The 11574-nt window shown below is 49.2% G+C and carries 11 protein-coding genes; 5 read left to right on the plus strand and 6 right to left on the minus strand.

Annotation, left to right across the window (positions count from 1 at the left end; translation table 11 throughout):
• Positions 1-15 precede the first annotated feature (15 nt).
• On the plus strand, positions 16-1137 hold the full coding sequence (gene iadA / locus F459_RS0107870; RefSeq protein WP_020612186.1) for a beta-aspartyl-peptidase: 1122 nt from the start codon (positions 16-18) through the stop codon (positions 1135-1137).
• Here the strand turns inward: iadA and F459_RS0107875 are convergent.
• Positions 1134-1985, minus strand: a complete 852-nt coding sequence (locus tag F459_RS0107875; protein ID WP_020612187.1) for a MurR/RpiR family transcriptional regulator — start codon at positions 1983-1985, stop codon at positions 1134-1136. The two genes, iadA and F459_RS0107875, sit on opposite strands and share 4 nt — an antisense overlap.
• Before the next feature lie 205 nt (positions 1986-2190).
• Here F459_RS0107875 and F459_RS0107880 point away from each other — a divergent pair, with 205 nt between their 5' ends.
• The 3 genes from F459_RS0107880 to F459_RS0107890 are packed head-to-tail and all read left to right on the plus strand — an operon-like array spanning position 2191 to position 4689.
• Entirely contained in the window at positions 2191-2442 is a 252-nt protein-coding gene (locus F459_RS0107880) for a hypothetical protein (RefSeq protein ID WP_020612188.1), read from the plus strand.
• On the plus strand, positions 2443-3933 hold the full coding sequence (locus F459_RS0107885; RefSeq protein ID WP_020612189.1) for a sodium/pantothenate symporter: 1491 nt from the start codon (positions 2443-2445) through the stop codon (positions 3931-3933).
• Positions 3934-3936: 3 nt separating this feature from the next.
• Entirely contained in the window at positions 3937-4689 is a 753-nt protein-coding gene (locus tag F459_RS0107890; RefSeq protein ID WP_026294947.1) for a creatininase family protein, read from the plus strand.
• 210 nt (positions 4690-4899) lie between these two features.
• On the opposite strand, the gene modC is transcribed toward F459_RS0107890, so the two are convergent.
• The 5 genes from modC to F459_RS0107915 all read right to left on the minus strand — a co-directional run bounded on the left by modC (position 4900) and on the right by F459_RS0107915 (position 10644).
• Positions 4900-5955 (minus strand): molybdenum ABC transporter ATP-binding protein, encoded by a 1056-nt coding sequence (gene modC, locus F459_RS0107895; RefSeq protein WP_020612191.1) that lies wholly within the window; start codon positions 5953-5955, stop codon positions 4900-4902.
• Positions 5939-6643: a molybdate ABC transporter permease subunit gene (modB, locus tag F459_RS0107900; protein ID WP_020612192.1), complete on the minus strand. Its 705-nt coding sequence runs from the start codon at positions 6641-6643 to the stop codon at positions 5939-5941. The genes modC and modB overlap by 17 nt, the downstream gene beginning before the upstream one ends.
• Positions 6644-6649: 6 nt before the next feature.
• Positions 6650-7444 (minus strand): molybdate ABC transporter substrate-binding protein, encoded by a 795-nt coding sequence (modA, locus tag F459_RS0107905; RefSeq protein ID WP_020612193.1) that lies wholly within the window; start codon positions 7442-7444, stop codon positions 6650-6652.
• Between the two features lie 472 nt (positions 7445-7916).
• Entirely contained in the window at positions 7917-8414 is a 498-nt protein-coding gene (locus tag F459_RS24525) for a methylated-DNA--[protein]-cysteine S-methyltransferase (RefSeq protein WP_020612194.1), read from the minus strand.
• 10 nt (positions 8415-8424) lie between these two features.
• Positions 8425-10644, minus strand: a complete 2220-nt coding sequence (locus tag F459_RS0107915) for a patatin-like phospholipase family protein (RefSeq protein ID WP_020612195.1) — start codon at positions 10642-10644, stop codon at positions 8425-8427.
• Here F459_RS0107915 and F459_RS22155 point away from each other — a divergent pair.
• Positions 10628-11524: a TetR/AcrR family transcriptional regulator gene (locus tag F459_RS22155; protein WP_245540118.1), complete on the plus strand. Its 897-nt coding sequence runs from the start codon at positions 10628-10630 to the stop codon at positions 11522-11524. The two genes, F459_RS0107915 and F459_RS22155, sit on opposite strands and share 17 nt — an antisense overlap.
• The last annotated feature ends 50 nt before the right edge of the window (positions 11525-11574 follow it).

Below are 11574 nucleotides of genomic sequence, written 5' to 3' on the forward strand. Positions count from 1 at the left end.
CGGGGTGGAAGAAGTATGCTGAAATTATTGTCCAATGTTCTCGTATATCGGGAAGGAAGATGGAAATCTTCTGAGATCTTGATTGCCGACCGGAGGATCGCCCGGATTGCCGAAGCGATAGTGTGCAGGTATGACGCAATGGAACGAATCGACGGCTGCGGATGTCGGGCTGTTCCAGGCTATATCGATCAGCACGTACATATCACTGGGGGGGGTGGCGAAGGAGGATTTTCCACTCAGGTTCCTCCGCTTGCGGCCGGTGCATTGATGCAAGCGGGAACGACCACCGTTGTAGGTCTTCTGGGAACCGACGGGACGACACGCAGCGTTGAAAGTGTGGTGGCGAAGGCAAAGGCACTAAAGGAAGAGGGCCTTTCTGCATATTGCCTCACCGGGGCATACCAGTATCCATCTCCCACGGTTACCGGAAGTGTCCGGAAGGATATCATGATGATCGATGAAGTAATCGGAGTTAAGATCGCGATCGCCGATCATCGATCTTCTGGTATCACGAAAGAGGAGCTCGTGCGACTGGCGGCAGACGCCAGACAGGCCGGGATTCTAAGCGGGAAGGCCGGGATTGTTCATCTTCATACGGGAAAAGGAGCTGATGGGCTTGCTCTGCTCTTCCGGATCATCAGGGAAAGTAACATCCCGGTTGGAACCTTTCGACCGACCCATTTGGGAAACAAGCTGGATGAGGCCCTCCGGTTCGCCTCTTTGGGTGGGTATATCGATTTTACGACGGGAGAGGAGCATGAGGGAACGGCACGCGTCGTTGCCGAGGCTTTGCATAGGGCTCCCAAGGGCCTTGTTACAATGAGTTCAGACGGGAACGGCAGCATACCTGTCTGGAATGACCGCCATGAGATGATTGGGCTTGGTGTCGGGAAGGTCGGCAACCTCCACGGTGTGGTTGAGGCGCTGGTAAAAAAAGAAAGCATTCCACTGGAAGAGGCTGTTCTCCCCTGTACGGAAAACGTGGCGAAAGCCCTTTTGCTCTACCCTCGCAAGGGGTGCCTACAGGAGGGAGCGGATGCGGATATCCTGCTTCTAAACGAGGAAATGCGGCAGGATAGCCTGATCGCGGGAGGGAAGGTGGTGATGCGTCACGGAAGGCTTGTCTGTTCCATTTAGAAGTGTGTATCTTCGATCATGGTTTTTAGGCTGTCCACTTTTTCTTTGTAGGCATCGAATCGCTCCTTATTTTCCAAGACGAAAAGAGAGGCGAGAAGGTTCACCAAAGAGGCGGGGGCGGTCATTGAGTTAAAAAAGATGGTTTGATTGGTAATGCTCGTTAAAATGACATCGGCATCTTGTCCTATGGGACATGACACGCTATCTGAGAAGCATAGAACCTTGTTTCCCTCTGCATGGAGATGGCGGGCGAATTTCACCGGAGGCAGACTGTACGGTGCATAGGAGAACAGAACAATGAGGTCATCCGGTGTGCATAATGCCAGTCTATAGAGCGTATCAGGCACGGAGAGTGAGCCCAGGCTGACGACATCCACACCGAGACGAATGAATCGTGCGGCGAAAAGATTTGCCACTGTGTTCGCAAAGTCATACGACAGCACATAGACCCGTTTTGCCTCGCTCAGCAGACGAAGCGCTGCGTGAAAATCTTTGGCGCTAATATAATTGAAGGTCTGGACCAAGGCGTTTCGTTCTGCTTCAACAATCTCGGTATGGATATCGTTGCTGCTTTTTCCCTGATGTATGGCCGTCTTTATCTTTTCATTTGGGGACATCCACATCGAAATGTAGTTTTGGAGCTCGCTCTTTAGGTCGAGAAAGCTCTTGTACCCCAGCTTTCGGGAAAAACTTAAGATGGTCGCCTCGGTGGTGTTGGCATTTTGTGCCAACTGCCTGAGAGAAGAAAAACAGCTGGTGTCGGGATGCTGAAGCAGATAATCGGCAATCCTCCGTTGGGTTTTGTTGAAGGTTGGGTAGCGATTGCGAATGGTATCCAATATGTCCATAAAGTACTCCGATGTGAATATAGCAAGTAAAGAACAGTATTACATTAATTACGATTTTTCGCAATTAAGTGATTAAAAGATTATTTATGATATAAATCAAAATAAAATTATAGTATTTACTATTTACGAGCAAAAAAACTGGTGGTATTATTTACGTAATATGGAAGATTACTGAAAAATTGCTGCCAAACAAAGGGGGGTAAAAATGAGAGGATTATTCACGAACCACTTTGAAGCAACGTGGCGTGCTATTTTCCTTGCGCTTTTTATCGGCATCATGTTGCCGATTCGTTGTTTCGTCAATCATGAGTATGATCCCGGCCTGTTCGGGGTCCCGAATTTCATCTGGAACTGGCTGGTCTATGGTGTGATTACGTATGCGCTTATTATCGTTTATTACAAGATGTCGATGAAGCGTCCGGAAAACCATCGTTACGATGACAAGGGGGAAAACTAAATGGCTGAAGTTACACCTACTCCCGGTCCTTTTTTCCTCATTTTGGGGATCTATTTTGTTCTCATGGCCTGTATCGGCTGGTATGCCAGTCGCAAAACGAAAAGCCTGCGGGACTACTTCGTCTTAAACGGTAAGGCGGGCGTTATTATCAGTGGTATTGCCTATGCGACGACTCAGTACAGTATGGGAACCTTCCTCGGCACTCCCGGCATGTTATATAAGATGGGCTATGCCGGTATGGGCATTACCATTCCCGGTGTTGCCTTTGCCATGATTATTCCGACGGTCCTGATCGGGCGGAGGCTTGTTACCCTTGGTCACGAGCGGGGATTCCTTACCCTTTCCGATTATCTGTCTGATCGCTACGAAGATCACCGTATGAGTGGTCTCCTTGGTCTCATGATGTTATGCTTTCTCATTCCCATGATGGGAGCGCAAATCATCGGGGCCGGTGTCATTGTGAATGTGTTCACAGGCCTTCCCGCCTATGTAGGCGTAATTGGAATGGGGGCCATTGTCATCATCTATTGTATGTCCGGAGGCATGCGCGGTGCAATGATGACCGACGTTCTCCAGGGAAGCCTCATGTTCATCACCGCTATTGTTGCCTTTACCTTAACATTACACCAGGGAGGGGGACTCTTGCACCTGAATTCCAGTCTGCATGGAATGAATTCGGCCTACATGTCCTTCCCGGGAGCAAACGGTACCATGACATGGACCTATTATGTCTCGAATATCCTCCTATGGTCCTTCTTTACCATGGGGCAGCCTCAGCTATTTACCAAGTTTTTTGCCATGAAGGATCACAAAACCATGTTTCGTGCGGTGCTTCTTGGCACAGGCGGGATGATGATTACGGCTCTCCTGGTTCTTTGGTCCGGTGTGAATGGTATCTCTCTTGTTCCGAACCTGAAAAATTCAGATTACATCATTCCCATTATCCTACAACGGGGCCTGAATCCTGTGATCGCTTCGGTCGTTATCGCCGGTATTGTTGCGGCCGGTATGTCAACCATCGACGGTCTGCTTATAACCACTACCTCTGCCGCCACCCGCGATGTATACCAGAAATATATTAATCCGAAGGCATCGGACGATCAGGTCATGAAGCTTTCCAAGATCGTTACCCTTATCGTTGGTGTTGTGGTGATTATTTTCGGATGCTTTAAACCCGGCAGCATATTTATTATCAATACCTTCGCCTTCTCCGGCATGGCGATATTTGTTGTACCGATACTGTTCGGCATGTATTGGAAGGGAGCGACATTTCCCGCTGCTGTTTCGTCCGTCATCGCGGGAGTCCTTACCTTGATCTGCTGCACCAAAATAGCTGCCATGAAGGCGCTGATTCATGGATTCCATGCCGTGGTACCCGGCGTTGCTGTAGCTGCTCTTGCTATGGTGCTTGTGAGTCTATTGACAAAGGGCAAGCGCCCTTCGGAAGAGACCCTGGCGCGGCATATGCTGACAAAACAGGGGCGTGCTTAAAGCATGTATTTACACAAAATGACAAGCGTCCAGGCTGAAGCGGTGTTGAAGCAGGATCCCATTATTGTCATTCCAACGGGTAGTACAGAACAACATGGACCTCAGTGTGCACTGGGTACGGATTTTCTGGTACCGCAGCATCTGGCCGATCGCATCAGTGGCAAAAATAATGTCATTGTAACTCCGGCAATACCCTTCGGCGTATGTCCCTACCATATGAGTTTCGCCGGCAGCATCGATATCGGTTATGAAGGCTTGTATATGCTGATGTCCGGCATTACCAGATCACTCATGCACCATGGGGCACGGCGATTTCTTGTGATAAACGGCCATGGGGGAAATAATCCTGCTCTCGATAAAGTTGCCCTGGATGTCTATCATGCCGGAGGCATTATGGCCGGCATCGATTGGTGGAGCGTCGTCGGTCAAATAGATGAACGATTTGCAAACGGCGGACACGGAGATATCTTGGAGACCTCCGCGATGATGGCGGTGGATGAGTCCTGTGTTGATCTATCTCTTTCTCGTGATATGGCTCCGGTACATCCGACGGCCGAGATAAAGGCGCAGTACATACAAATGGTAAATTTCAAGGGGGGACTTATACGGTTGGCCAGGGACACGAAGGAACTTGCAACCAATGGCTGGTTCGGCCCTGGAGATCCCCGCGAATCGACAAAAGAGTTCGGTCAAGATATGCTGGATGTCTGTGTGGAATTTATTTCGGAATTCATTGAGGAGTATCGGAAGCTGTAGATGATGTATGGTTTTCGATCAATGAAGAATGATTGATCGCTACGGCGTGCAGTGCCTTTCTGTACGCCGTTTTTCGTACCTTTGCATAAGCGTCAGGGATGCGGAGAACGGCCGCAAGGCCGGTCCGAGGCGGAGCCGAGGACGGAAGCGAAGCGGACTTCGGAGCAAGCCCGACCCGAGGGCCTTTGGCCCGAAGGGGGACGCCCGGAATCAGAGCATGAGCGAGTGGGCCTTGAAGAGGCAATAGAGCTCGGTACCAACCGTTATGCCCAGACGTTTTTGAGAGTCGGCGGTGATTTTTGCAATCAGGGGAACTCCGGCATCGATGATGCAGTAGTGTGAGTGTTCTTTCTTGATGAGGTTGAGGACCGTTCCCCTGAGCTGGTTTTGGATGGAGATGTTTGGAACGGGGGTGATGGAGAGGGCAATCTCCTCGGGATGGATGGTCATGGTAAAGGAGGCTGCGGGAGCGAAAGGGGTTCGTATGACGGTGCCGTTGTCGAGCCCTTCGATCTTGCATTGAAAAAGGCCTTCGTCGATCTTTTCCGGTTCGATGAGGTTGAGGGTGTTGACGACACCCTGTTCACCGGTGACTGCGGTGCCACTGTTGATGAGGTTGATGATTTCGCCGAAGCCGACGCAGCGTCCCTGTTCGATGAGGTATACCATATTGGTCAGCCGCTGGATGTCGGGCAGATCATGGCTGATGACGAGGAGTGGAATTTTCAGCTCGTCCCTGAGCCTTCTGAGGTAGGGAAGCATGGTCTTTCTCAGATTTGTGTCGACGGCATTGAAGGGTTCGTCGAGCAGCAGCATTTCGGGTGAGGTAAGAAGGGCCCTGGCAATGGCTGCGCGTTGCTGTTCGCCTCCGGAGACTCCGTTTGGCATGGAGTTCAGGAGGGGGGAGAGTTCTAGGAGTTCCACCACGTCGTCGAAGCGGATACGCTTTTCCTTCACATAGCGTTCTCCGAAGAGGATGTTCTCTTTGATGCTTAGGTGAGGAAAGAGCAGCTTTTCCTGAAAAACGACACCGATCTTTCTCTTGTTGGGAGGAAGGAAGATTTGCTTTTCGGTATCGGTTATTATCTTGCCGTTAAGGGCGATATTTCCCGCACTCGGCCGTTCAAGCCCGGCAAGCAGGCTGAAAAGTGAGGTCTTCCCCGCTCCGGATGGACCGAAAACGCCTATGGTTTGGTCGCCGAAATCCGCCTTGAGCTGCAGGAGGAAATTTCTCCGCGGTAGTTCGATGTCAAATGAGAGACTCATCGGGACTGTTTCTCCTTTTCTGGATTACACGGGTGTAAAGGGAAGAAACGAACATTGCGGTAAAGGATATGATGATCGAAATGACCACAAGGATCGCCGATTCCCGCTCTTTTCCCGGAATTTGCAGGTAGGAATAAACCGAGAGCGGGATGGTACGGGTTTGCCCCTGTATATTGCCTGCAAAGGTCATGGTCGCTCCGAACTCTCCGAGGCTTCGCGCAAAGCCGATGATAAGACCGCTTATGATTCCGGGAAAGATCAAGGGGAGGGTGACCCTGAAGAAGACACTCAGCTTTCCCGCACCGAGGGTGAGGGCCGCTTGTTCCAGTTTGGGATCGACCATTTCCATTGAGACCTTGATGTTTCGTGTCACAAGGGGAAAGGAGACGACCATGGAGGCGATAACGGCCGCCGTGGTGGTAAAGGCGATGCGTATGCCGAACCAGGTGTAGAGATAGGAACCGATAAGCCCCTTTTTGCCGAGGATGATCAATAGGAGATATCCGGTGGTAACCGGCGGCATCACGAGAGGGAGATTGACAAGGCCGTCTACAAGGGTCTTTCCCCTGAAGTTGCAGCGGGTAAGGAGATAGACGACCGCCAAGGCCAGGGGCAGATTGGCGGCTGTTGATATACATCCGATCTTGAGTGACAGTAGTACGGTGTGGATGACATCAATTGATTTCATGGGCGATTACTTTGATATCGAAAATCCGTATTTTTTGTAAAGTTCACCCACCTTCTCGTTTTCGAAAAGAAAGTCATAGAATTGTTTTCCGGCAGCATTGCTCTCCTTCAGGTAGGCGACGAAGTATTCTATCGGCTCATGTGATTCTTCCGGAAAACGGGAGACGATCTTAACCTTCTGAGATTTCATGGCGTCGGTTTCGTAAACAATGCCAAGCTCCGTTTCTCCTAATTCAACCACCATAAGCGCCGCCCGTACATCGGCCGCAGGTTGTATCCTATCGGTCAGCGTATCGTACCAGCCGTAGTATTTCAATGCATCTTCGGCATATTTTCCGGCGGGAACATGGGCCGGGTCACCCATGGAAAGGCGTCCCTTGAAAATAGCCGGGAAGTCGGTGTTTCCCGTAAGTTCAAATGGCTCCATGGGAGAATCAAGAGGAGCGATCAGGACAAGACGATTTTTTACAAAGGGGCAGACCTCTTCGGTTATCCCGAGATCTTTCGTGAAATCCATCCACTTTTTTGAGGCCGAGATATAGACATCGGCTTCGGCTCCCTGTTCCAGCTGGTGGGCAAGGGTACCACTTGATGCCGGGTTACTTTCTACGGCAATGCCTGTTGCTTCGGCAAAAAGGTCCGCAATGTCGTTTACCAGGTCGGTGGTGCTTGCTGCGTTGAAGACCACAACAGGGGAAGTTTCCGCTGCAGATGGTTTGGCGGATTCCTTTTGACCTCCCGCCGACAGAAGCATGGTTACTCCCACAAGGAGAACCAAGAGAGATAATGCCTTTTTTTTCATACAAAACTCCTTCTTCTCTGTGTCATTATAAAACTGTGCAGATACCGTGCCACAAAACGCACACAGCTTGTGTTATACCATAGAGGTTTTTGAGTGTCTACCATTGTATATTGTTATATATAAAGGTGCTCTCTTTTCTTTGTCGCTTCAGTTTCTTTTGGGTTTGCTTTTCGTTACTATGACAAGTGGTTTCACTGGCGATGGTATTCGACTGTTTTGGGGATAGGGGAGCCGGCAACCGGGACTCATACCAATATTGTAGGTGGGGGCAATTCAAAAGTGTTACGAATATTGGTGGTCTACAACATACAATTCTTTTTTTTATCGTCGATTACAAAGGTGCATGTATAAAAATTAAGTAAAAAGGAAAAAGTAAGGATATTTCCTGCGAAAAGAACAAATTATCACCAGGATTCGGAACACTATGTAAACGATAGATATGGCTGACCGATAAAGGGGCAGAGAGCGTTTCTCAGAGCAGCTCCTGCTGCCTTGTCAAATATGTATGCTCCAATCTTAGAAGCTGGTCTTTGACCTCAAGACCTGCTCCATAGCCGACCAATGAGCCGTTCGCTCCGATCACCCTGTGACATGGAACGACGATAATGATGGGATTCTTGTTGTTTGCCAGCCCCACGGCGCGGAAACCCTTGGGAGAACCTACTGCTTCAGCAATTTGCCTGTAGCTTCTTGTTTCACCGTAGGGAATATCGAGCAATGCCTCCCAAACACGCTTTTGAAAGGGTGTGCCCTGGGAATCAAGAGGAAGATCGAAGCTCCTTCGTGTTCCTTCAAAATACTCTTTTAGCTCCTCGCCAGCCTTCTTTATAAGATTTGTTTCTTTATTTGTCTCTTCTGCTTTGTCGTAATTCTTTTCCCCGGAAACAAACGATATTTCGGTAATGGCATCTTCCGAAGCAACGATGCGAAGAGTTCCTATCGAAAAATCGTACAGATAATAGTTTCTCATTGTTTCTCCTTTAGCGGTCGAAAAGTGTAGGCAACTTGTTGCGTAATCCTATGTAGCCGCTGAAACGGTACTCATCGTTTATTGCCATGGAGATCTGAGCTTCTCCGATGATCGTATTGACAATGATCCCAAGCGCTGCACCACTATAGTATAAAGGATCTTCTCCTATGTCGGACCAATCCTCTTTCCATGATACTCCTCCGCTTGCCGCAAGCTGTGCATAGATTTCATTGCCGAAGCCCAGGGGAAGGTTGCCGATTTGGCGACGGACTCTCAACCCTGTTGCAAAAAGATTTTCCGAGCGAATTTCCTGACGATAATAACCATCCAGGCTTCCTGTTCCGCCCATGGCTGGCAGATCAACGGAGCGGGGGGTGCCGTGAAGCAAATTCTTGCTCAATGCCCATGGATTGATCACCCACCGTGACGAGGGAGATAAGAAGGCATTGCCTTCGGCATCTATCCTGACAATATCGTTCAATTCCTCTTCCGCACCATAATCGACTTCAATGGATGAATAGATTCCCCGTTTCGGGGTAAGGATACGATCAAGTGTATCTATCGAAAGGCTTCCATTTATACCGTAGCGGCTCCATCCTTCCTGTTCGAATAAACTGTCGCCTATAAAGCGATCCAGATAACGGTATTCTCCGTAGGGTCTAATTGTGATGCCTGCGTGCCCTCGAAAAGGAAGGAGTATTGCGCAATCGCCCCCGAAACGCTGCAGACTGTAGATTGCCGATACCTCGTCATCGTCATAAAAATAGTGGGGATCCTGATGAATGTATCCTCCTATGCTCATAAGTGCATTCCAGAACAGGGCCCTTGCCAAACCTGCTTTAAAGGAAGGCATCTCCGATATCCATGTTTGCACCAAGGCAGCGGTGCGGAGATCATCACTGATAAATGAAATGTAGGCTGCCGACATTTGGGCGTATGAGGCACTGCGTTTCGTTACTGTCCCTTCTATATTCAGGCCAAGGCTTAGGAGCGATCTAGGAATTTGCTGTGGTTCCTCATCAATGATGAGCTGGTAGCCATCATCCTCTTGCAGAAGGCGATACCAGATGTGGGCATAGGAACCATCGTCATATAGGGCGTAGATTTTCTCACGTAGTTCCTTACGCGCAATCTCCTTGGTGATGTTCTGATCCAGATATTCCTTTAAACGATTTCCCCTTTCCTCCGATAACTCTCCATTGATGGTTATGGAGGTGATGTGCAATTTTTGTTCGATATTCACAGGTGGTTTTGGGGCCTCTCTTTTGCTTCTCTGTAGGGCCGAAATCTTCCGTAATTCGGGTAAGAGGGGCTTTGCCGCTTCATAGCCCACAGCCACAAGTTCACTTCCCCGTTCAAAGTCGGCAGCCGTAAATCCCTGGAGATCAGGGGCGATGATAAGATCCGCTGCGGAAAGGCTCTCTTGTATCCGTTCCCTGATGCGAATCTGGTCGGCTTGCGAGCTCACAGCAGCGATGGTTTTCAACTCTTCGATGTCGTTTTTTAATCCCCCAAGTGGGACTACGATGATAATATCGGCTCCCATGGCCTTTGCAACCTGGGAAGGTGTATTGTCCGCCCAACCTCCATCGATGAGGTACCGCCCCTTGTATTCAATTGGGGTGAAGATTCCCGGGACAGCCATGGATGCCCGTATCACCGTTTTTAGATCCCCCTTATCATAGACGACCCGCTCTCCGGTCACAAGATCCGCTGCAACGGCCCTGAATTTTCGGGGAAGGGTATCGAAGTCAAGCTCTGCCGGATACTTCTCCAGAAGACGATCAAGGAGTTCTACAACATGCTGGGCATGAAAGGCGCCGGCCGTTGTGGCCTTTTGCGAAGGGGTGAGTGCAACAGAAAAATGGTAACTTGAATAGAAAGCCTTTTGCCAGTACGGCAACTTACTCCGGTCGCGTTTGTCGAAAAAGGTATCCTTCCAGTCGTTCGTCGTGACCAACGTTTCCATCTCTTCGGCGTCATAACCTGCCGAATAAAGGGCGCCTACAATACTGCCGATACTGGCGCCTATGACAATGTCGGGGTCGACTCCGGCCTCTTCAATGGCTCTAATAACACCGATATGGGCAAAGCCAAGGGCACCTCCACCGGCTAAGACAAGGGCAACGCTTGGAGAATCGCCATCATCCGTCTGCCGTATCTGACTTTGGGCCGCGGCATGGAACATAAACGTGCTGAGAAGGAGGACGAGTATGAATGGCTTTTTCATGTATCATATTGTAGGTATTTTCCGTGTTATATTCTATCCCTTTTTGTTTGATGTGCAGATTGAGGGCGGTGAGGGGAGGATGACCACCAATATTCGTAACACTACACAAGAAAAGCCTTGCACCTCCTCCGATACCAACGGTACACTCAATATGCTGGTAGAATATGCAATAATGAAACATATCTCAAAGAAGGAGAAAATGGTGGAAGAAGAGTCTCGAGTTGAACAACGCAAACGAGCGACGCGCGACCGTATTCTAAGAATTTGTGAAGAACTGTTTATCCTCGAAAACGATTACGACAATGTAACCATGAGGGAGATCGCCCGCAGGGCAAAAGTGAGTGTTGGTGCCCTCTATCTTCATTTCAAAACAAAGGAAGATATTCTGGCAACCTTGATTGCCGGATTTACGACAAAGCAGCGGGAGGATTTGGAAGCCGCTGTTCCCAAAGATGGCAACGGTGCACAACAGCTCGATAAACTGCTTAACTTTTTCGACCAGCTGTGCAGTAATCCGAGGTTCGCTTTATACAGTCAGCTTCCTCTGCTTCATTTGCAAAATGGCCAAGCGATTGCAAATGCCATCCGACAAACCATTATTGATGATATGAACAACTTTGTGGATTTTGTGACTGAAATTTTCCGCGAAGGGAAGGCAGACGGATCTCTCAATTTTGACGTCGATCCCCATTTGGCGGCTGTTACCCTTATCGATGCTAGTGTATCCCTCATGCTTGGTATTACGATGAGAAAGTCTTTTAGTAGCTTGCTTGCCTTTCCTTCCAGTGAATATAACATTGAATCCATTTTTTCGGTCTTTCGGGCCTTTCTGTCGAAGGCAATGATTCTTTCTCATCATAAATCAACAGAAACAGGTTGACGCATGGATTGTTTTTTTTTACCTTTTTGTTGAACATTGTTCATAAATGA

The sequence above is a fragment of the Sediminispirochaeta bajacaliforniensis DSM 16054 genome (assembly GCF_000378205.1).
Classification (GTDB): Bacteria; Spirochaetota; Spirochaetia; order DSM-16054; family Sediminispirochaetaceae; genus Sediminispirochaeta; species Sediminispirochaeta bajacaliforniensis.